Source organism: Pseudomonas sp. GNP014 (assembly GCF_054344005.1).
Window position 1 is genome coordinate 1,723,774 of record NZ_JBTGUS010000001.1, and the last position, 21,809, is coordinate 1,745,582.

Here is a 21,809-nt window from a genome sequence, read left to right on the forward strand (position 1 = left end):
AATGAGCGTAAGCAATCCAACCCTGATCACGTTCGTGATCTACATCGCAGCAATGGTGCTGATCGGCCTGATGGCCTATCGCTCCACCAACAACCTTTCTGACTACATTCTTGGCGGTCGTAGCCTGGGCAGCGTCGTGACGGCTCTGTCTGCCGGTGCTTCCGACATGAGCGGCTGGTTGTTGATGGGCCTGCCGGGCGCCATTTACATGTCCGGTCTTTCCGAAAGCTGGATCGCCATCGGTCTGGTCATCGGTGCCTACCTGAACTGGCTGTTCGTTGCCGGCCGTCTGCGCGTGCAGACCGAGCACAACGGCGATGCCCTGACTCTGCCAGACTACTTCGCCAGCCGTTTTGAAGACAAAAGCGGCCTGCTGCGGATCATCTCGGCGATCGTGATTCTGGTGTTCTTCACCATCTACTGCGCTTCCGGCATCGTGGCTGGCGCCCGTCTGTTCGAAAGCACCTTCGGCATGTCCTACGAGACGGCGCTGTGGGCCGGTGCTGCGGCGACGATTGCTTACACCTTTATCGGCGGTTTCCTCGCGGTGAGCTGGACTGACACCGTACAAGCCACGCTGATGATTTTCGCCCTGCTGCTGACGCCGATCATCGTCCTGCTGGCTACCGGCGGCGTCGACACTACGTTCCTGGCCATCGAAGCTCAGGATCCAAGCAACTTCGACATGCTCAAGGGCACCACTTTCATCGGCATCATCTCGCTGATGGGCTGGGGTCTGGGCTACTTCGGTCAGCCGCACATCCTGGCGCGTTTCATGGCGGCGGATTCGGTGAAATCGATTGCCAACGCCCGTCGCATCTCCATGACCTGGATGATCCTGTGCCTGGGCGGCACCGTGGCGGTGGGCTTCTTTGGTATCGCGTACTTCTCGGCACACCCGGAAGTGGCCGGTCCCGTGACCGAGAACCACGAGCGCGTGTTCATCGAGCTGGCGAAAATTCTCTTCAATCCATGGGTGGCCGGTGTCCTGCTGTCGGCAATTCTCGCCGCGGTGATGAGCACGCTGAGCTGCCAGTTGCTGGTGTGCTCCAGCGCTCTGACCGAAGACTTCTACAAAACCTTCCTGCGTAAATCCGCCTCCCAGGTTGAACTGGTCTGGGTCGGCCGCGCCATGGTGCTGTTGGTTGCACTGATCGCGATCGCCCTGGCCGCCAACCCGGAAAACCGCGTGCTGGGCCTGGTGTCCTACGCCTGGGCCGGTTTCGGTGCTGCGTTCGGTCCGGTTGTACTGATCTCGGTGGTCTGGAAAGGCATGACCCGCGACGGCGCGCTGGCCGGTATCCTGGTCGGCGCGATCACCGTGGTGGTCTGGAAGCATTTCGAACTGCTGGGTCTGTACGAAATCATCCCGGGCTTCATCTTCGCCAGCCTGGCTATCTACATCGTCAGCAAGCTCGGCTCGCCGACCACTGGCATGGTGCAGCGTTTTGAAGCGGCGGAAAAAGATTTCCACCTGAACAAGTGATGCGCTGAGCTTCGGCTCACTCAAAAACGGCCCGTTTCCTACAGGAGACGGGCCGTTTTTTATTGCCTGTGATTTTTTGCCAACGCTGAAGAAACCTGTGGGAGCTGGCTTGCCAGCGATGAGGGCGGCACATTCAGAACATTCAGTAACTGACACATCGCTATCGCTGGCAAGCCAGCTCCCACAGGGTTTTATGGTGGGTTTCGGGGATTTGTCTGTAGTTGAAGGCGCCGCTTTTTGCAGGGCTTTTCATCAATGAAAGTAGGGCAAATCTGATTTTCCGGTCACCCATTCATCACCCCTTGCCCCTCATGCAGAATCGCCCGCCCTTCATTCTGCAGAGAGACATCGGATGTTCGCGCCTGCCAATCAACCGCGTTTCACGTTGACCCTCGAAGGTGCCCAACATGACCTCAAAGTCCTTGAGTTCACGGGCAAGGAAGCCATCAGCCAACCCTATCGCTTCGAACTGGAACTGGTCAGCGAGCGGCCGGATCTGGACCTCGAAAGCCTGCTGCACTGTCAGGCATTTCTGAGTTTTGATGCTCAGGGTGCCGGTGTCCACGGTCAGATTTATCAGGTCGGGCAGGGCGACTCCGGGAAACGTCTGACGCGCTATCACTTGAGCCTTGTGCCGCGTCTGACGTACCTCGGGCATCGCATCAATCAGCGAATTTTCCAGCACCAGAGCGTGCCGCAGATCGTGACGCAAATCCTCAAGGATCACGCGATCCTGCGCGATGCTTTCGAGTTTCGACTCGGGAGCGATTACCCGGTGCGTGAATATTGCGTGCAGTACGCCGAAAGCGATCTGGCGTTCATTCAGCGGCTGTGTGCCGAGGTCGGCATTCATTACCACTTTCAGCACAGCCTCGACGGACATCTGTTGGTGTTCGGCGACGATCAAACCGTATTCCCGCGATTGGCCGAGTCAACGCTTTATCTGCCCGGTAGCGGCATGTCTGCCGGGGCGCCGGCGATCAAGCGCTTCAATGTGCGTGTGGAAACCCGTACCAGCGTGGTCACCCGGCGTGACTACAACTTCGAAAAGCCGCGCCTGCAGTTGGAGAGTCGCATCGACGGCGAGCAACGCCCGGTGCTCGAGGACTACCACTTTCCCGGGCAATTCGATAATCGTGAAACCGGCAAACACCTGGCCCAGCGGGCGCTTGAAAGGCATGTCGCCGACTACCGTCAGGCCGAGGGCATCAGCGATGAATCCGCACTGGTTTGCGGACATTTCCTGCACCTCAGCGAGCACCCACGTCAGAGTTGGAATGACCTTTGGCTGCTGACCGCGATCGAGCACCGTGGGCGACAGCCGCAAGTGCTGGAGGAGTCGGTAACCAGCGATGGCGAATCCTTCCAAGGCTACCGTAATACCTTTCTCGCTACGCCGTGGGATGTGTTCTTCCGCCCGGCGCTTGGCCCGGAAAAACCCCGGATGCTCGGTTATCAACCCGCCGTTGTCACGGGGCCGAAAGACACGGAAATCCACTGCGACGAGTACGGTCGGGTCAAGGTGCAACTGGCCTGGGATCGCGACGGTGAATTGAACGAGCATTCCAGTTGCTGGCTGCGCGTCGCCACCGGTTGGGCCCATGATCGTTACGGCAGCGTGCTGATTCCGCGCGTGGGCATGGAAGTGCTGGTCGGCTTCATTGATGCCGATGCCGACAAACCCTTGGTCGTGGGCTGCCTGCCAAACGCCGCGACGCCGGTGCCGCTGGATCTGCCGGCGGACAAGACCCGCAGTGTTTTCCGCAGCCAAAGCACCCCCGGTGGTGGTGGCTACAACGAACTGCGCATTGAAGATAAAAAAGGCGCCGAGGAAATCTACCTGCGCGCCCAGCGCAATTGGACGCAGCATGTGTTGAATGATCAACAGGTGCAGGTCGATAACCAGCGCAGCATTGTCGTCACCGGCACCGCCCGCCATGAGTTGAAGGCGGATGAGCAGCGCATCACCCACGGCCAGCGCCAGACCGAAGTGAAGCAGGACGATCATTTGAGCGTCACCGGCAGCCGCCATATCAAGGTGGCCAATCAGGCGACCAGTGCCAGCCAGCAGTTCCACGTCAGCGCCGGTCAGCAAGTGGTGATCGACGGTGGTGCGAGTGCGACGATTCAGGCCGGCGGGCAATGGATCAACATCGGCCCCGGCGGGATTTTCAGCAGCGTGCCGATTGTCGTGGGCGGCGCACCGATGGCGGCGATGAGTGCCGCACCTGTGGCGCCGGGTTTGCCGGAGAAACTGGCCGCCGCGCCGGCAGCCATGCTCACTGCCGCGCAAATCATGAGTTTTAAAGGTGATGCGCCATTCTGCGAAGAGTGTGAGCGTTGCAAGGACGGTCTCTGTGCAGCCTGATTTCCTCTTGCCTGCCGATTGGCTGGCGCGTGAACCGTTGAGCGCATCCGAGCAATTGTTCGCGGTGTTCAGCAGTGCCAGCGAGGCGAAGCCGCTCAAGGCTTGGCCAGAAGCGGCGAGTCCGATCTGGGCCGAGACGATCTATGCCGAGTGGGATGCGGTGATGCCTTACGTGGGAATTGTCGCCGCCGACAGTGAGTTTCTGCATTGGGTCGCCACCACCGAGTCGCGGGATTGGGGATGGTTGGCGGTTTCTTCGGCGAGTCTTGAGGAAGTGTTGGCGCACTTTCGCAGCCTGACCCAAGTGCTGATGCCGAGTGGCAAAACGGTGTTTTTCCGTTTCTGGGACGGGCGGTTTCTGTTGCCGATTCTGCAGGCCAATGAAGTGGATGCAGCGCAGCTGTTCCCGTTGATCGGGCGGTGTTTGATCAATGGGCAGGCGCTGGAAATCGGCGGCAGGGCGCAGGTGGCCGGGCGGGCATTGCCGTGGTGGCAGGTGCCGGAGTCGGTGCTGGCGCAGCAGGGCAATGACGTTCGAACGGCCAATGCGTTGCAGTGGTTGAGCGAGGAGCATCCGACACTTTTCGAGGCCTTTCCAGAGGCGGTTTTACGTTGCAAGATCAGGCGGTTTTTTCAGGTTTCAATGTCGGAAGAATCGTCGCAATCGGCGTTGCTGGCGTTTTTGCTGGCAGAGTCGGAGTGAGTTTTCGGGGCGAAGGTCTCGGACGATTCCTTCGAGTTGCGGCGGTTTTCATGAACTGGTGGGCGGTGGGTTGCAGGGATAGTCTTTTCGTTGTCACTGCGAGAGTGGTGACAGGGTGTAGGAACCCTTGGAATTTACCGTGCACCAGCCTTGTTGTTTGATTGCGGCACCTAACGTGTGTCCGTGACATCTTTCGCGGCGGCTGTGCGCGGGAACGCTTCGGCGTAGCTGAGTTTTTGGCTGGTTCCTCAGTTTCCTACTCCCGCGTACGGCTGCCACCCAAACCTGTAGGAAGGTCATTGGTAGCCTCATTTAACCAGTTGAGGTGCAAAATATGACAACGCTTAAACCGGCTCCACCCTACGAAAAAATCATCCCCCATCCCGACAACCGCTTCATGGCCCTCACCGGCAATTGCAGCGACATGCCCACCCTGTTCATCGACACCCATGTGCCCCTCGACATCCTTATGGACGCCGCCAACCATCGTCTGCGCGCCGTGATCCAGGTGCTGGAAAACATGTGCATGCGCGGCTCGGTCGAATGCGACTCCGTCATCCTCAGCGACTTCGCCCAGCTCTGCGTAATCCCCTTGCGCGACGGCTGCGATGTGCTCGATGTCATCGGCAAGCGTCTGCGCGCCGCGCCATAAAAGCAAAGCCCCTCACCCTAACCCTCTCCCAGAGGGAGAGGGGACTGACCGAGTCGTCTGGGTGATGTACGCCGACTTGCGACTTCAGCGGTGAACTTCGCTTGGCCAAGCCTGGAGGGTGGCGTTCTTTCGGGGGACTGACCGAGTCGTCTGGGTGATGTACGCCGACTTGCGACTTCAGTGATGAACTTCGCTTGGCCAAGCTTCGGGGGACTGACCGAGTTGTCTGGGTGATGTACGCCGGCTTGCGACTTCCGCGCTGATCTTCGTTTGGCCAAGCTTCGGGGGACTGACCGAGTCGTCTGGGTGATGTACGCCGGCTTGCGACTTCCGCGGTGAACTTCGTTTGGCCAAGCTTCGGGGGACTGACCGAGTCGTCTGGGTGATGTACGCCGACTTGCGACTTCAGCGGTGAACTTCGCTTGGCCAAGCCTGGAGGGTGGCGTTCTTTCGGGGGACTGACCGAGTCGTCTGGGTGATGTACGCCGACTTGCGACTTCAGTGATGAACTTCGCTTGGCCAAGCTTCGGGGGACTGACCGAGTTGTCTGGGTGATGTACGCCGGCTTGCGACTTCCGCGCTGATCTTCGTTTGGCCAAGCTTCGGGGGACTGACCGAGTCGTCTGGGTGATGTACGCCGGCTTGCGACTTCCGCGGTGAACTTCGTTTGGCCAAGCTTCGGGGGACTGACCGAGGTGTCTGGGTGATGTACGCCGACTAGCGACTTCCGCGCTGATCTTCGCTTGGCCAAGCCTGAGATCACGCTGATCTTTCAGGTCGATGTAACTCGCAAGATCACCACGGTCAGTCCCCTCTCCCTCCGGGAGAGGGTTAGGGTGAGGGAAAGGCTTTTGTCCACTCGGCTGCGAACCCCTGACTTGCCGCCCGGTAAAAGGTAAACTTTGCGCCCTTCGCAGGAGCAGCCATGAATTATCGTCACGCCTTCCATGCCGGCAATCACGCCGATGTGTTCAAACACCTGACCTTGACCCGCCTCATCGCCCTGATGTCGCGCAAGGAGCAGCCGTTTGCCTATCTCGACACGCACGCCGGCATCGGTCTGTATGACTTGCAGGGCGATCAGGCCAATCGCACCGGCGAATACCTGGAAGGCATTGCGCGGTTGTGGGATCAGCCGGACCTGCCGGCGCTGACCGCCGACTACATGAAGGTGCTGCATGAGATGAACCCGGATGGCCAGTTGCGCTACTACCCGGGTTCGCCGGAGCTGGCGCGGCGCCTGACCCGGCCGCAGGATCGGGTGATGCTCAACGAGAAGCACCCGGAAGACGGCGTGCTGCTCAAGGACAACATGGCCGGTGATCGCCGGGTCAAGGTTCACCTCGGCGAGGGCTGGCATGTGGCGCGGGCGATGTTGCCGGTGCAGGAAAAGCGTGCGGTGATGTTGATTGATCCGCCGTTCGAGCAGCTCGATGAAATGCAGCGCTGCGCGGCGTCGTTGAAAGAGGCGATTGGCCGCATGCGCCAGACGGTGGCGGCGATCTGGTATCCGGTGAAGGATCAGCGTGCGTTGCGTCGGTTCTATCAGGATCTGGCCGGTACCGGTGCGCCGAAGTTGCTGCGCGTGGAACTGCTGGTGCATCCGCTGGATACGCCGAACAGCCTGAACGGTTCGGGCATGGCGATTGCCAATCCGCCGTGGGGGCTGGAGGAAGAATTGCGTGAGTTGCTGCCGTGGCTGTCGAAGAAGCTGGGGCAGACCCAGGGTGGGTGGCAGATGGATTGGCTAATAGCGGAGTAAAGCTTCCAGCTACAAGCTACAAGCTGAAGCGAGCGACGCGCTTGCAGCTTGATGCTTGTAGCTCGCAGCTTTAGTTCGGCATGCACACACCGGTGCCGCCAATCCCGCAGTAACCCTCAGGGTTTTTCGCCAGATACTGCTGGTGATACGCCTCGGCGAAGTACACGGTTGGCGCCTGTTCGATCTCGGTGCTGATCTCGCCCAGACCGGCCTTCGACAATTCCGCCTGATACACCGCTTTGCTCTTCAGCGCCGCATCCAGATGCTCAGGCGAGGTCGCGTAGATCACCGAGCGGTACTGGGTGCCGATGTCGTTGCCCTGACGCATGCCCTGCGTCGGGTTATGCAGCTCCCAGAACATTGCCAGCAGCTCTTCGTAGCTGACTTTGGCCTTGTCATACACCACCAGCACCACTTCGGCGTGGCCGGTCAGGCCCGAGCAGACTTCTTCGTAGGTCGGGTTCGGCGTGAAACCGCCGGCATAACCCACGACCGTGCTGACCACGCCTTCACGCTGCCAGAAGCGGCGCTCGGCGCCCCAGAAGCAACCCAGGCCGAAAATCGCGAAGTCGACGTCCTGGAAAAACGGGCCAAGCAGCGGGGTTTCTTCGAAGACGAAGTGTTTTTCAGGCAGGGTCATCGCGGTTTCGCGGCCGGGTAACGCTTGTTCTTTGGTCGGTAGCACGTTCTTGTTCACCAGAATTTCCGAGCGCAGAACCATGATCGTTCCTCTCAGTCAGGTTGGATGTAAAAAGTCAGACCGCCAGTGTGCCCAATGATGCCCGGTTAATCACTACCCAAAATGTGCGGGTACTCGCCCCACTGTAGGCCTTCGCCTGCTCGCGATAGCGGTATTTCAGTGACAAATAGTTGATTGACCCACCGCTATCGCGAGCAGGCGAAGGCCTACAGGGAAATGTAGAGGATTAAAGGCAGAGCGGGCCGCGCGGGTAGCGTTTGAGGGCGTGGATCAGCTCGTTGCCCGGGATCGGCCGGTCGAAGAGGTAGCCCTGGCCGACGTCGCAGCGATGACGGCGCAGGAACGCCAGTTGCTCGGCAGTCTCGATGCCTTCGGCTACGACCTTGAGCTTCAGGTTGTGGGCCATGGCGATCACCGCCGAGGTGATTTCCATGTCGTCCTGGTTGTCCGGGATTTCGTGGATGAAGCTGCGATCAATCTTGATGATGTCGATCGGGAATTTCTTCAGGTAGCTGAGCGACGAATAACCGGTACCGAAGTCGTCCATGGCCAGGGTCAGGCCCAGGCGCTTGAGCTGGTCGAGCTGCAAGTGCGTGTCTTCGGTGGCTTCCAGCAGCAGGCCTTCGGTCAGCTCCAGCTCCAGCAGGTTGGCCGGCAGCGCTTCTTCCTTGAGGATGTTGGCGATCGAGGCGACCAGATCCGGATCGGAGAACTGTTTCGGTGACAGGTTGATCGCCACTTGCAGATTGCCCATGCCCGCGGCGGTCAGCGCCTTGCTCATGCGGCAGGCCTGACGGGCGATCCACTTGCCGATCGGAATGATCAAGCCGGTCTCTTCGGCGACGCTGATGAACTGGTCCGGGCGGATCATGCCGCGCTCCGGGTGATTCCAGCGCAGCAGCGCTTCCATCCCCAGCAGGCGACCGCTGCGCAGGCACAGCTTGGGCTGGTAGAACACGTCCAGCTCGTTCTGGGTCAGGGCGCGGCGCAGGTTGTTTTCGACGAACAGCTTGTAACTGGCCTCGGCGTTCAGTGCTTCGGTGAAAACCTGTACCTGATGTTTGCCGTTGGCCTTGGCCTTGTGCAGGGCCAGCCCGGCGTTGCGCATCAGGGTTTGCGGGTCGCGTCCGTGCAGCGGCGCGCAGGCCAGGCCGACCGAGCCGGTGACGCTGATCAACTGGTTGTCGACGAACATCGGTTTGTCGAGGGTCATCAGCAACTGGCTGGCGATTTGTTGGCCGGCTTCAAGATCGGTGTTGTCGAGCAGTACGGCGAATTCGTTACTGGCGAACCGGGCGAGGCTGCCGCTCGGGCTCAGGCTGTTGCGCAGGCGCCGGGCGAGGCTGATCAACAGTTTGTCGCCGGTCTGGTGACCGAGGCTGTCGTTGATCCGCTTGAAGTTGTCGATGTCCACCAGCAACAGGCTGATCGGCGTATCGCTGTCCCGGGCGAAGCGTTCGTCGAGGTTGCGGATAAACGCCGGACGGTTGCCGAGGTTGGTCAGGTTGTCGGTGTAGGCCAGACGTTCGATGCGCTGCTGCGCCAGTTTGGTCTGGGTGATGTCTTCGTAGATGCCGATGTAATGGGTCAGTTCGCGGTTGTCGCCGTAGACCTTGGAGATCGACAGCTGCCCCCAGTAGGGTTCGAGGTTTTTCCGGCGGCTCTTGAATTCGCCCTGCCAGCTGTTGCTCTTGGCCAGCGCCGAGGGCGCGTCGAACAGCAGTTCGCTGAGGTTTTCCAGAGCCGGCAGCTCCGACAGGCGCTGGCCATGGACTTCCTCGGTGGTGTACTGGGTGATCGCGGTGAAGCTGGGGTTGACGTACTCGACCACACCGTCGCAGTTGACCAGCAGAAAGGCGTTGGCGCTTTGCTCCACGGCACGCTGGAACAGGTGCAGGGCGCTGGTGGCGGTGCGGCGGTTGTGGTTGTTGATGACCTGGGCGAACTGGTCGGCCAGCTCACCGGCAAACGCAATTTCGTCGGACTGCCAGGCGCGGGTGACGCCGGTCTGTTCCAGGCACAGCACGCCAACCACCTGGCCATCGACGCGGATGCTCGCGTCGAGCATGGCGTTGACGTCGCGCGGGCGCAGGGCTTCGGCCATCTCGCGGGTGCGCGGATCACGCATCGCGTTATGGGCGTCGATGGCGCGGCTGCTGTGCAGCGCTTCCATGTAGTCGGGGAAGCTGCTGACGTCGATCACATCCGGGAGAATGTATTCCTGGGTCGCGCGGTGGTAGGCCGAAATCGGCACCAGTTGCTGGCCTTCGAGGTTCCACAGGCTGGCGCAGTCGATCTCGTAGATGTCGCAGGCGCAGCGGGTGATCAGCTCGGCGGCTTCCTGCAACGAATTGTGCGAACTGTAGCGCTGGCGGGCGAGCAGCAGAATCAGGTCTTGCTGGGCGCGCACGCGTTCGAGGTGCTGCAGTTGCTCCTGCTGGGCGCGCTGGTTCAGTTCCAGGGCGATCTGCAGGCGAGAGTTCTGGGTTTCGAGGTCGACCGAGGGCAGTGACGACGCTTCGTCGAACACATCGTCGACTGCCAGCAGATAGCCGCGCAGCAGGTGCCGATTGTGTTGTTTATAGGCTTCACCCAATTCCAGGACGCTCAGCGTGCCGGCGGCGGTGTGCAGGGTGTAGCGCACCAGATAGTGCGGGCTGGTGCCGAGCTGCTGCTGGATGGTGTCATGCAACTGATAGCGCGCTTCGGGTTCCATCAGGCTGGCGTACGGCGAGCCGACCAGTGCGCACAGTTCAACGGCCGGTTGACCGAACTGGCGCTCGCAGTTGGGGTCGAGAAACAGCATCGCCCAACTGGCTTCATTCAAGCGCTCGAAACGCAGCATGCCGAGCCGCGAGGGCACAGGCAACTGCGTCACTACCTCGGCCGCCATACGGCTGGCGGCATCGGGTTGGCTCTTCATGAAGGGAACTCGCTTGGAAATATGCTGAACGCGCCGGGCTCTCGCCCTCTTAACTGTTGCCTGCGGCAAGGTTGCATCATTGCGGCACTGACTGACAAGAGAGATGAAGGCCAAGTGCTATAAGAATGTGTCGGCCGCGCGGGGCATTTCTCCAGCGCCTCTTGTAAAAGAGCAAAGGATCGCCGCCTGCAGCAGCGCCTACAGGGGACGCCTACCCATACAGGCGCTGCCGCAGGCGGCGATCTTTTTCGATTTCAGCGCAGTTTGATCCTGACGGATTGCAGCTTCTTGCCATCCCGATCATGGTAATTGATCAAAATATGATCAGTCTCGACCACGACATGGGCGAAGTTGTCCTCGCTGACCACCGCACTGGTCAGCTCATGCCGATAATCGCCCGCTGCCGTGCGCACCAGCGGCTGATCGAGGATGAAGGTGGAGGCTTTGGCATAGGGCAGGAGCTTGCTGTTGCACAGTGGCGAGGAAACGATGGTGTGCACTTCGAAGTCAGCGTCTTCGCTGTGGCTCAGGCGTGCAGTCAGCGATCCATGCACATCGCCGGAAACAAACACGACATTTCTGATGCGCTGGGTGCGGATGGTTTCCAGCAGCCGCAGCCGCTGTTCCGGGAAGGCTTTCCAGGCATCGTTGCCATGCCGTTTGCGATCCGGGTAGAACATCACGCTGGTGACCACGAACTTGACCCGTGCCGGGCTGTTGACCAGCCACGTGAGCAACGCCTGTTCCTGCGCCTCATCCAGGATACGGCGATTATCGGCCGACAAGTTGCGGCGAGTGCGGCTGTCGGTCACGAACCATTCAATATCGCCGTCACTGAATTGATACCAGTAATGATCAAGTTTCGAGCGGTCAACTTCACCGTTAGTTGTCAGTGAATGTGCCGGGCTGTGACTGGCTTGATACAACTCATAGGCAGCCATGGCGTTGCGGTATAACTCATGGTCGGACTTTCCGGCGTTCGCCGGCCAGTTATCTTCGATTTCATGGTCGTCGAGCATCATGTAAGTCGACGTTCCAGACATCAGCCGTTGTATATGCGGTTGCGAGAATGCGGCGCGGTACTTGAGAAGGATGTCTTTATATTCCCGGTCGGGGGCGATCAGGTTCAGATCATCGACATAGATCTGGTCTCCGGTCATGAGTGTGGCACTGACCGGCGGTTGCGCACCTTCGATCAACTGGTTGATGGACGCAAAGATCCGGTCGCCCAACTGCGGCAGCGAAGCGATGCCGGCGGTCATGCGCAAGTAGCGACAGGAGCCGATGATGTAGGCTCTGGGCTGCAAGGCCTGGGCGGAACGCGTGCGGAAGCGATAGCTCTCACGTGGCCATTGCAGGGGCAACTCCGCCACGCTGTCGACGGTGTGTACCGGATTCATCGGGCTGAACCACATGGCCTGGTATTCGTACTCGGTATCCGCATTCAAGTTGTTGAGTGTCAGTACTTCTGACATGTCACGTAATTCGCTTAGTCTGGCGAAAGTCACGCTTGACCATTGTTGGGAGTCGACAGCGCGATAACGAACTGCCGCAAATAAGGTTGCATTGTTTTGATGCTCGCCGCGAATAAAAATGCGTGCATGGTTAGTTGTGACGTGGCCAATGATCGGGCCGATAGTGGGTTTGAACATGAATGAGTCCATTCGAATAAATGCTTGATAAGAATAAATAAGGCAAAACGCGTTAGTTGGCTTTGCAGTGCCAAGATTAGTTATCTGGCGCATAAAAATATCGGCGCGAAGTGGACTCGGGTCGTAGCTGATATCAGTACAACTCGTGGGAAAAATCTTGAGGGTGGCTTTCGCCAGGCAAAAAAAAGCCCCGTCAAACTGACGGGGTTGAGGTACGAGCGTGTGGCGCTCGAAAGGGTGACGCAACAGGCCCTCCGTTGCCGGAGGGCCTGTTCGGTTACAGCAGGATGGTGCGGATGTCGCCCAGCAGGCTGCCCAGACGCTGGGTGAAGCGTGCAGCGGCAGCGCCATTGATCACGCGGTGATCGTAGGACAGCGACAGTGGCAGCATCAGTTTCGGCTGGAAGGCTTTGCCGTCCCAGACTGGCTGGATGGTGGCCTTGGAAACACCGAGGATCGCCACTTCCGGCGCGTTGACGATCGGCGTGAAGCCGGTGCCGCCAATGTGGCCGAGGCTGGAAATGGTGAAGCAGGCGCCCTGCATCTCGTCCGAAGACAGCTTCTTGGTGCGGGCTTTTTCAGCCAGCGAAGCGGCTTCTGCAGCGAGTTGCAGCAGGCTCTTCTGGTCGACGTTCTTGATGACCGGTACCAGCAGGCCATCCGGGGTGTCGACCGCGAAGCCGATGTTGACGTATTTCTTGCGAATGATCGCCTTGCCGCTTGGCGCCAGCGAACTGTTGAAGTCCGGCAGTTCCTTGAGCAGGTGCGCACAGGTCTTGAGCAGCAGCGGCAGGATGGTCAGCTTGACGCCGGCCTTCTCGGCAACGGCTTTCTGCGCCACGCGGAAGGCTTCCAGCTCGGTGATGTCCGCCGAGTCGAATTGCGTCACGTGTGGCACGTTCAGCCAGCTGCGGTGCAGGTTGGCAGCGCCGACCTGCATCAGGCGGGTCATCGGCACTTCTTCGATTTCGCCGAAGCGGCTGAAGTCCACGACCGGAATCGGCGGGATGCCCGCGCCACCGGTGGCACCGCCAGCAGCCGGCGCTTCCTTGGCCTTCTGCATCATCGCCTTGACGTAAACCTGCACGTCTTCCTTGAGGATGCGACCGTGCGGACCGCTGGCGCCAACGGCGCTCAGCTCGACGCCGAACTCACGGGCCAGTTGACGCACGGCCGGGCCGGCGTGAACTTTCGCGCCTGGCTTGGCTGGAGCAGCAACCGGAGCGGCAGCAGCAGGTGCAGCGGCAGCCGGAGCAGCAGCGGCTGGTGCTGGAGCGCTCGGTGCAGCAGCGGCAGCAGGCGCCGGGGCAGCAGCAGGCGCCGCGCCTTTGACTTTCAGCTTGAGGATCAGGTCGCCGGTACCGACTTCGTCGTCCAGCTTGATGGAAACGCTTTCCACCACGCCAGCGGCAGGCGATGGAATTTCCATGCTCGCCTTGTCGGATTCCAGGGTGATCAGCGACTGGTCGGCTTCAACGCTGTCGCCAGCCTTGACCAGCACTTCGATGATCTTGGCCTTGCCGGCCGAACCGATGTCCGGAACGTGGATGTCCTGAACGCTGTCGGCCACTGGCGCAGCCGGGGCTGCTGCAGGAGCAGGCGCAGCGGCAGCGGCTGGCGCAGCAGCTTGAGCCGGAGCGGCCGCAGCAGGGGCCGCAGCACCCGCCACTTCCAGATCCAGAATCAGGTCGCCGGTGCCGACTTCGTCGTTGAGCTTGACGCTGATGGCCTTGACCACGCCAGCGGCAGGCGACGGGATTTCCATGCTCGCCTTGTCGGATTCCAGGGTGATCAACGATTGATCAGCTTCGACGGTGTCGCCGACCTTGACCTGAATCTCGATGATCTGCGCCTTGCCCGACGAACCGATGTCCGGCACGTGCACTTGCTGAACCGAAGCGGCCGCAGGGGCAGCGGCTGGTGCAGCGGCAGCAGGAGCGGCGGCTGGTTTGGCTTCAGCTTTGGCAGCCGGTGCCGCAGCAGGAGCAGGGGCCGCTTGCGCGGCGCCCTCGACTTCCAGCTCCAGCAGTTCGTCGCCTTCTTTCAGACGGTCGCCCAGCTTCACTTTCAGGCTTTTGATGACGCCGGCTTTCGGGGCTGGCACTTCCATGCTGGCCTTGTCCGATTCCAGGGTCAGGATGCTCTGGTCGGCTTCGATGCGGTCGCCGACCTTCACAAACAGTTCAATTACTTCACCTTCACCGCTGCCGATGTCAGGTACGCGAATGAGTTCGCTCACAAAATGTCTCCTCAGCAGTCCAGTGGGTTGCGTTTTTCCGGGTCGATGCCGAACTTGACGATGGCCTCGGCCACGACTTTAGGTTCGATATCACCACGGTCAGCCAGTGCTTCCAGGGCTGCCAACACCACGAAATGACGGTCGACTTCGAAGAAATGACGCAGTTTCTTGCGGCTGTCGCTGCGGCCGAAACCGTCGGTGCCCAGGACTTTGAATTCCTTGGACGGTACCCACTGACGGATCTGCTCGGCGAACAGCTTCATGTAGTCGGTCGATGCGATGACCGGACCTTTACGGCCGCTCAGGCATTCTTCGACGTAGCTCTGCTTAGGCTTCTGGCCAGGCTTCAGGCGGTTGCTGCGCTCCACGGCCAGGCCGTCGCGACGCAGTTCGTTGAAGCTGGTGACGCTCCACACGTCGGCGCCGACGTTGAACTCTTCACGCAGGATCTTCGCCGCTTCACGGACTTCACGCAGGATGGTGCCGGAGCCCATCAGCTGAACGTGGTGCGCCGCGTCGCGGGTGTCTTCTTCGAGCAGGTACATGCCTTTCTTGATGCCTTCTTCGGCACCGGCCGGCATGGCTGGCTGCTGGTACGACTCGTTCATCACGGTGATGTAGTAGAAGATGTCCTGTTGTTCTTCGGTCATCTTCTTCATGCCGTCCTGAATGATCACCGCCAGCTCGTAGCCGTAGGTTGGATCGTAGGTGCGGCAGTTCGGGATGGTCGCGGCCAGCAGGTGGCTGTGACCGTCTTCGTGTTGCAGGCCTTCACCGTTCAGGGTGGTACGTCCGGCGGTGCCGCCGATCAGGAAGCCACGGGTGCGGCTGTCGCCAGCGGCCCAGGCCAGGTCACCGATACGCTGGAAGCCGAACATCGAGTAGAAGATGTAGAACGGCAGCATCGGCTGGTTGTGGCTGGAGTACGAAGTACCGGCGGCGATGAACGAGCTCATGGCGCCTGCTTCGTTGATGCCTTCTTCAAGGATCTGACCTTTCTGGTCTTCCTTGTAGAACATCACCTGGTCTTTATCGACTGGCTCGTAGAGCTGGCCGACGGAGGAGTAGATGCCCAGTTGACGGAACATGCCTTCCATACCGAAGGTACGGGCTTCGTCCGGGATGATCGGAACGATGCGCGGGCCGATTTCCTTGTCCTTGACCAGTTGCGCGAGGATCCGCACGAAGGCCATGGTGGTGGAAATTTCACGGTCGCCCGAACCATCGAGGATGGCTTTCAGAGTATCCAGGTCCGGCGTCGGTACGCTGAAGCTCTGTGCGCGGCGCTGCGGAACGAAACCGCCCAGTGCAGCACGACGCTCGCTGAGGTAGCGGGCTTCGGCGCTGTTTGGCTCTGGCTTGAAGAACGGCAGGTTCTCCAGCTCTTCGTCCTTGACCGGGATGTCGAAACGATCGCGGAACAACTTGAGGCTGTCGACATCGACTTTCTTGGTGTTGTGCGCGGTGTTCTTCGCTTCGCCGGCACCGGTGCCATAACCCTTGATGGTCTTGGCCAGGATAACGGTCGGTTGTTCTTTGTGGTTGACCGCTTCGTGGTACGCCGCGTAGACCTTGTACGGGTCGTGACCACCACGGTTGAGTTTCCAGATCTCGTCGTCGGACAGATCGGCAACCATCGCCTTGAGTTCAGGCGTGTTGAAGAAGTGCTCGCGAACGAACGCGCCGTCTTTGGCTTTGTAGTTCTGGTACTCGCCGTCGATGACTTCGTCCATGCGACGCTGCAGGATGCCGTCGACGTCTTTGGCCAGCAGTGGGTCCCAGAAACGGCCCCAGATGACTTTGGTCACGTTCCACTGAGCACCGCGGAACACGCCTTCGAGTTCCTGGATGATCTTGCCGTTGCCGCGAACCGGGCCGTCGAGGCGCTGCAGGTTGCAGTTGATGACGAAGATCAGGTTGTCCAGCTTCTCGCGGCCGGCCAGGGAGATCGCGCCCAGGGATTCCGGCTCGTCGCACTCGCCGTCGCCCAGGAAGCACCAGACTTTCTGTTTGCCTGGCTGGATGAAACCGCGGTGTTCCAGGTACTTCATGAAGCGTGCCTGGTAGATCGCCTGGATCGGACCCAGACCCATGGATACGGTCGGGAACTGCCAGAAGTCAGGCATCAGCCAAGGGTGCGGGTAGGACGACAGGCCCTGACCGTCGACTTCCTGGCGGAAGTTGTTCATCTGGTCTTCGGTGATGCGGCCTTCCATGAATGCGCGGGCGTAAACGCCTGGCGAGGTGTGGCCCTGGAAGTAGATCAGGTCGCCGCCGTGTTCGTCGGTCGGGGCCTGGAAGAAGTAGTTGAAGCCGATGTCATACAGAGTCGCACTGGAGGCGAAGCTGGAGATGTGACCACCCAGGTCAGAATCTTTCAGGTTCGTACGCATTACCATGGCCATCGCGTTCCAGCGTACCAGCGAGCGAATGCGGCGTTCCATGAACAGGTCGCCAGGCATGCGTGCTTCGTGGGTCACGGGGATCGTGTTGCGGTAAGGCGTGGTGATGGCGTAAGGGAGCTGCGAGCCGCTGCGGGTCGCGAGTTCACCCATACGGGTCATCAGATAGTGAGCACGGTCTTCGCCTTCTTTGTCGAGAACCGATTCCAGGGCGTCCAGCCATTCCTGGGTTTCGACGGGATCGAGGTCTTGCATGGCTTGCTCCAGGGCGGAAAGGCTTCCAGAATCGGTTGCCTGAGTTTGCGACTGGCCTTGTGGGCAGACGATTTAAAATTCTTGGATTGCCGACAGGTTGTTCCGGCGGCGTGTAGTTTTACTACAAATCTTTGAGCATTTCAGCCTTTCGGATGTATAGACGAGTAGTAAAACTACAGATGAAAGGCTTGTGGCCTCCGACTGCGTTGTGAGAATAATCGTTAAGGTTGGTCGATTACCATCCGTAAAAGGTGAAACTTTGATGCTGGATGCTAAAGAAGAAGAAATTTCAGCTATTTCTAACTTTTGTTCGACAGTCCTTCGCGTAGCGGGTTTTCATCAAACACTACAAGCGGCCATTTACACGCCGATCAAGGATAGACCATGACCCTGCCCGTGCTTGCCGATCTGCCCGCCATTCTCCTGCCGTTGGTCACTCGATCCGAGCAGTCGTTCCGTACGGCCGTCGCCTCGCTGGAAGACGATCACGGCTTCGCCAATTGGACGCCGGAGCGCTGGGCGCAATTTGCCCGCGTCAGTGCCGCCAGCGATTTTGTCATTGAACAGAGCGTTCGTGACCCTTTGATGTTGTTGTCGCTGGTGCAGTCCGGCGAGCTCGATCGGCCTTTCGCGCCGGGTGAACTCTGTGCACAGATTGCCGCCGCCGTGAGCGAAGCGCAGAGCGAAGACGAACTCGGTCGTGTGCTGCGTCGCCAGCGCGCGCGCCATCAGGTGCGGATTATCTGGCGTGACCTCAATCGTCAGGCCGATCTGGTGCAGACCTGCCGCGACCTTTCGGACATGGCCGACGCCACCATCGACCAGGCCTATCAATGGCTGTACAGCCGCCATTGCCAGCAGTTCGGCACGCCCACCGGCCGGCGCAGCGGGTTGCCGCAGCAAATGGTCATCCTCGGCATGGGCAAGCTCGGTGCGGTCGAGCTCAACCTGTCTTCCGACATCGACCTGATCTTCGCCTACCCCGAGGGCGGCGAAACCGTCGGAGTGAAACGCGCGCTGGATAATCAGGAGTTCTTCATTCGTCTCGGCCAGCGCCTGATCAAGGCGTTGGACCCGATGACCGTCGACGGTTTCGTGTTCCGCGTCGACATGCGCCTGCGCCCCTACGGTTCGTCCGGCGCGCTGGTGCTGAGCTTCAATGCGTTGGAGCAGTATTACCAGGATCAGGGGCGCGACTGGGAGCGCTACGCGATGATCAAGGCGCGGGTGGTGGCCGGCGATCAGGTGGCGGGTGCGCAGTTGCTCGACATGCTGCGGCCGTTCGTTTACCGGCGTTATCTGGACTTCTCGGCGATCGAAGCGCTGCGCACCATGAAGCAGTTGATCCAGCAGGAAGTGCGGCGCAAGGGCATGGCCGACAATATCAAGCTCGGCTCCGGCGGTATCCGCGAGGTCGAGTTCATCGCCCAGGCCTTCCAGCTGATTCACGGCGGGCGTGATCTGAGCCTGCAACAGCGTCCGCTATTAAAAGTATTGAGCACACTGGAAGGGCAGGGTTATCTGCCGCCGGCGGTGATCAGCGAATTGCGCGAAGGCTACGAATTCCTGCGCTACACCGAACATGCGATTCAGGCGATTGCCGACCGCCAGACCCAGATGCTGCCGGACGGCGCTCAGGATCAGGCACGCATTGCGTTCATGCTCGGATTTGCCGACTGGGAGGCGTTCCACGAAAAGCTGATGTTCTGGCGCGGTCGCGTGGCCTGGCATTTCGCGCAAGTGATTGCCGACCCCGATGAGGAAGAAGGCGCCAGCTGTGAGGTGGTGGTGGGCGGCGAGTGGCTGCCACTGTGGGAAGAGGCGCAGGACGAAGAGGCGGCGTGCCGGCAGTTGGAGGAGGGCGGTTTCGCTGATGCGACCAAGGCCCTCAAAGCCCTCGCCAGTTTGCGCAGCAGCCCGCAGTTGCGGGCGATGCAGCGTCTGGGCCGTGAGCGGCTCGATGCCTTTATTCCGCGTCTGCTTGCGCAGGCGGTGGAGCACGACAATCCGGATCTGGTGCTCGAGCGTGTACTGCCGCTGGTTGAAGCGGTCGCCCGGCGCTCGGCTTATTTAGTGTTGCTGACGGAAAACCCCGGAGCCCTGCGACGCTTGCTGACGCTGTGCGCGGCCAGCCCGTGGATTGCCGAGCAGATCACCCGTTTCCCGCTGCTGCTCGATGAGCTGCTCAACGAAGGCCGGCTGTTCAAGCCACCGCTGGCGCCAGAACTGGCTGCCGAGTTGCGCGAGCGCCTGACGCGGATTCCCGAGGACGACCTCGAGCAGCAGATGGAAGCCCTGCGTCACTTCAAGCTCGCGCATCGCTTGCGCGTCGCCGCCTCGGAAATCGCCGGCAGTCTGCCGCTGATGAAAGTCAGCGATTACCTGACCTGGCTGGCCGAAGCGATTCTCGAGCAAGTCCTGGCGCTGGCCTGGCGCCAGACCGTGGCCAAGTACGGCACGCCGCTGCGCACCGACGGCACTTTGTGCGATCCCGGCTTCATCATTGTCGGTTACGGGAAAGTCGGCGGGCTGGAACTGGGGCATGGTTCGGACCTTGACCTGGTGTTTATCCATGACGGCGATCCGCAGGCGGAAACCGACGGGCCGAAGCCGATTGATGGCGCGCAGTTCTTTACCCGGCTGGGCCAGCGGATCATTCACCTGCTGACGGCGCAGACCAACTCCGGTCAGCTCTATGAGGTGGACATGCGCCTGCGGCCATCCGGTGCCTCGGGGTTGCTGGTCAGTTCGCTGGGTGCGTTCGAGCGCTATCAGGAAAATGAAGCCTGGACCTGGGAGCATCAGGCCCTGGTGCGCGCGCGGGTGCTGGTGGGCAGTCAGGATGTCGGCCAGGCGTTCGAGAAAGTCCGGGCGCAGGTCTTGGGCAAGGCGCGGGATCTGGCGAAGTTGCAACAGGAAGTCAGCGAGATGCGCGCGAAGATGCGTGACAACCTCGGCAGCAAGGGCACCGCGGCCGGTACTGCCGCCAATGCCTTCGAAGCCACGGCGCCGTTCGACCTCAAGCAGGACGCCGGAGGTATCGTCGATATTGAATTTATGGTGCAATACGCGGCCTTGGCGTGGTCGCACAACCACCCGCCATTGCTGCGCTGGACCGATAACATCCGCATTCTGGAAGAGCTGGAACACGAAGGGCTGATGCCTGCCGAAGATGCCAGCCTGTTGCGCGAGGCCTATAAGGCCTACCGCTCCGCCGCCCACCGGCAGGCCTTGCAGAAGGACGCCGGAGTGATTGCGGGAGACCAGTTTGCCGACGAGCGCCGGCAGGTTTTGCGGATCTGGAAAGAGTTGGGGCTAAGCTGAAACCGGTTTGTGTAGCACCCAATACCCTGTGGGGGCGAGCTTGCTCGCGAAGACGGAGTGTCAGACGACACCGATGTCGGATGTGATGGCCCCTTCGCGAGCAAGCTCGCTCCCACAGTGGATCTACAGTGTCTGTAGATCTGAAGCAGGACGAACAAACCATGTGGGAGCGAGCCTGCTCGCGATAGTGGAGTGACAGTCGACAGTCATGTTGAAGGTAATGACCCATCGCAAGCAGTGCCGCTCCCTCAGTGATTATCGAGGCGGGGAGGCGTAAATGCCTCCCCGGTTCGTTTATGGAAACCACATGAATATTCTGATCGTTGGGCCCAGTTGGGTCGGTGACATGGTGATGGCGCAGACACTGTTTCAGTGTCTCAAGCAGCGCCACCCGCAATGCCAAATCGACGTGCTGGCCCCCGAGTGGAGCCGGCCTATCCTTGAGCGCATGCCCGAAGTGCGCAAGGCCTTGAGCTTCCCGCTCGGCCACGGTGCGCTGGAATTGGCGACGCGCCGGCGCATCGGCAAATCCCTGGCCGGCCAGTACGATCAGGCGATTCTGTTGCCCAACTCGCTGAAGTCGGCACTGGTGCCGTTCTTCGCCGGGATCAAACAACGTACCGGCTGGCGCGGCGAGTTTCGCTATGGCCTGCTCAACGATGTGCGCACTCTCGACAAGGCGCGTTATCCGCTGATGATCGAGCGGTTCATGGCCCTGGCCTATGAGCCGAACGCCGAACTGCCGAAACCTTATCCGCGCCCAAGCCTGCAAATCGACCCGGTGACCCGCGAAGCGGCCCTGGCCAAATTCGGCCTGACCCTCGACCGCCCGGTGCTGGCCCTGTGCCCTGGCGCCGAGTTCGGCGAATCCAAGCGCTGGCCGTCCGAGCACTACGCCAAGGTCGCCGAAGCGCGCATTCGTGAAGGCTGGCAGGTGTGGCTGTTCGGTTCGAAAAACGATCATGCGGTGGGCGAAGACATCCGCGCGCGGCTGATTCCCGGCCTGCGCGAAGAGTCGGTCAACCTCAGTGGTGGTACTTCGCTGGCCGAGGCGATTGATCTGCTGTCCTGCGCCGACTCGGTGGTGTCCAACGACTCCGGCCTGATGCACGTCGCGGCGGCGCTGAACCGTCCGCTGGTGGCGGTCTACGGCTCGACCTCGCCAGGCTTCACGCCACCGCTGGCCGAACATGTCGAAATCGTCCGTCTGGGCCTGGAGTGCAGTCCGTGTTTCGACCGCACCTGCCGGTTCGGCCATTACAACTGCCTGCGCCAGCTGATGCCGGACGCGGTCAACGATGCCTTGCAGAGGTTGCAGGGCTCCGTGGTCGAGGTTCATTAAG

The 21,809-nt window shown here is 60.5% G+C and carries 13 protein-coding genes; 8 read left to right on the plus strand and 5 right to left on the minus strand.

Annotation, left to right across the window (positions count from 1 at the left end):
- Window position 1 precedes the first annotated feature (1 nt).
- From putP to ACXX9E_RS07855, 5 genes are all read left to right on the plus strand, one after another.
- Window positions 2-1,486, plus strand: coding sequence for a sodium/proline symporter PutP (putP, locus tag ACXX9E_RS07835; RefSeq protein WP_123470792.1), 1,485 nt, complete (start codon window positions 2-4; stop codon window positions 1,484-1,486).
- Between the two features lie 352 nt (window positions 1,487-1,838).
- Window positions 1,839-3,854: a type VI secretion system Vgr family protein gene (locus ACXX9E_RS07840; protein ID WP_457237903.1), complete on the plus strand. Its 2,016-nt coding sequence runs from the start codon at window positions 1,839-1,841 to the stop codon at window positions 3,852-3,854.
- Window positions 3,844-4,557 (plus strand): DUF4123 domain-containing protein, encoded by a 714-nt coding sequence (locus tag ACXX9E_RS07845; RefSeq protein WP_458555254.1) that lies wholly within the window; start codon window positions 3,844-3,846, stop codon window positions 4,555-4,557. Before ACXX9E_RS07840 ends, ACXX9E_RS07845 begins: the two co-directional genes overlap by 11 nt.
- Before the next feature lie 334 nt (window positions 4,558-4,891).
- A complete protein-coding gene (locus ACXX9E_RS07850) occupies window positions 4,892-5,209 on the plus strand; it encodes a hypothetical protein (protein ID WP_123470798.1) in 318 nt (105 codons plus the stop codon).
- Window positions 5,210-6,134: 925 nt separating this feature from the next.
- Complete coding sequence (locus tag ACXX9E_RS07855) at window positions 6,135-6,971, plus strand: 23S rRNA (adenine(2030)-N(6))-methyltransferase RlmJ (RefSeq protein ID WP_186746191.1); 837 nt, start codon at window positions 6,135-6,137, stop codon at window positions 6,969-6,971.
- A gap of 70 nt (window positions 6,972-7,041) precedes the next feature.
- On the opposite strand, the gene msrA is transcribed toward ACXX9E_RS07855, so the two are convergent.
- The 5 genes from msrA to aceE all read right to left on the minus strand — a co-directional run bounded on the left by msrA (window position 7,042) and on the right by aceE (window position 17,142).
- The gene (gene msrA / locus ACXX9E_RS07860; protein ID WP_128616445.1) at window positions 7,042-7,692 is read right to left on the minus strand and encodes a peptide-methionine (S)-S-oxide reductase MsrA; all 651 of its coding nucleotides are present in this window, start codon (window positions 7,690-7,692) and stop codon (window positions 7,042-7,044) included.
- A 205-nt stretch (window positions 7,693-7,897) separates the two neighbouring features.
- Window positions 7,898-10,594, minus strand: coding sequence for a putative bifunctional diguanylate cyclase/phosphodiesterase (locus ACXX9E_RS07865; protein WP_128616446.1), 2,697 nt, complete (start codon window positions 10,592-10,594; stop codon window positions 7,898-7,900).
- Between the two features lie 254 nt (window positions 10,595-10,848).
- On the minus strand, window positions 10,849-12,246 hold the full coding sequence (locus ACXX9E_RS07870; RefSeq protein ID WP_458556573.1) for an alkaline phosphatase D family protein: 1,398 nt from the start codon (window positions 12,244-12,246) through the stop codon (window positions 10,849-10,851).
- Window positions 12,247-12,523: 277 nt separating this feature from the next.
- Entirely contained in the window at window positions 12,524-14,485 is a 1,962-nt protein-coding gene (gene aceF, locus ACXX9E_RS07875; protein ID WP_457236787.1) for a dihydrolipoyllysine-residue acetyltransferase, read from the minus strand.
- Window positions 14,486-14,496: 11 nt separating this feature from the next.
- Window positions 14,497-17,142: a pyruvate dehydrogenase (acetyl-transferring), homodimeric type gene (gene aceE / locus ACXX9E_RS07880; protein ID WP_123470804.1), complete on the minus strand. Its 2,646-nt coding sequence runs from the start codon at window positions 17,140-17,142 to the stop codon at window positions 14,497-14,499.
- Between the two features lie 262 nt (window positions 17,143-17,404).
- On the opposite strand from aceE, the gene ACXX9E_RS07885 reads away from it, so the two are divergent.
- The 3 genes from ACXX9E_RS07885 (at window position 17,405) to waaF (ending at window position 21,808) form a co-directional block, all read left to right on the plus strand.
- Window positions 17,405-17,530, plus strand: coding sequence for a hypothetical protein (locus ACXX9E_RS07885; protein ID WP_256198919.1), 126 nt, complete (start codon window positions 17,405-17,407; stop codon window positions 17,528-17,530).
- Entirely contained in the window at window positions 17,527-20,466 is a 2,940-nt protein-coding gene (gene glnE / locus ACXX9E_RS07890; protein WP_458555255.1) for a bifunctional [glutamate--ammonia ligase]-adenylyl-L-tyrosine phosphorylase/[glutamate--ammonia-ligase] adenylyltransferase, read from the plus strand. The genes ACXX9E_RS07885 and glnE overlap by 4 nt, the downstream gene beginning before the upstream one ends.
- A gap of 307 nt (window positions 20,467-20,773) precedes the next feature.
- A complete protein-coding gene (gene waaF, locus ACXX9E_RS07895) occupies window positions 20,774-21,808 on the plus strand; it encodes a lipopolysaccharide heptosyltransferase II (protein ID WP_123470808.1) in 1,035 nt (344 codons plus the stop codon).
- Window position 21,809: the final 1 nt, after the last annotated feature.

Coding starts and splice junctions, on each gene's coding strand:
- putP (WP_123470792.1), top strand. CDS start 2: ATGAGCGTAAGCAATCCAACCCTGATCACGTTCGTGATCTACATCGCA.
- ACXX9E_RS07840 (WP_457237903.1), top strand. CDS start 1,839: ATGTTCGCGCCTGCCAATCAACCGCGTTTCACGTTGACCCTCGAAGGT.
- ACXX9E_RS07850 (WP_123470798.1), top strand. CDS start 4,892: ATGACAACGCTTAAACCGGCTCCACCCTACGAAAAAATCATCCCCCAT.
- ACXX9E_RS07855 (WP_186746191.1), top strand. CDS start 6,135: ATGAATTATCGTCACGCCTTCCATGCCGGCAATCACGCCGATGTGTTC.
- msrA (WP_128616445.1), bottom strand. CDS start 7,692: ATGGTTCTGCGCTCGGAAATTCTGGTGAACAAGAACGTGCTACCGACC.
- ACXX9E_RS07865 (WP_128616446.1), bottom strand. CDS start 10,594: ATGAAGAGCCAACCCGATGCCGCCAGCCGTATGGCGGCCGAGGTAGTG.
- ACXX9E_RS07870 (WP_458556573.1), bottom strand. CDS start 12,246: ATGTTCAAACCCACTATCGGCCCGATCATTGGCCACGTCACAACTAAC.
- aceE (WP_123470804.1), bottom strand. CDS start 17,142: ATGCAAGACCTCGATCCCGTCGAAACCCAGGAATGGCTGGACGCCCTG.
- ACXX9E_RS07885 (WP_256198919.1), top strand. CDS start 17,405: ATGCTGGATGCTAAAGAAGAAGAAATTTCAGCTATTTCTAACTTTTGT.
- glnE (WP_458555255.1), top strand. CDS start 17,527: ATGACCCTGCCCGTGCTTGCCGATCTGCCCGCCATTCTCCTGCCGTTG.
- waaF (WP_123470808.1), top strand. CDS start 20,774: ATGAATATTCTGATCGTTGGGCCCAGTTGGGTCGGTGACATGGTGATG.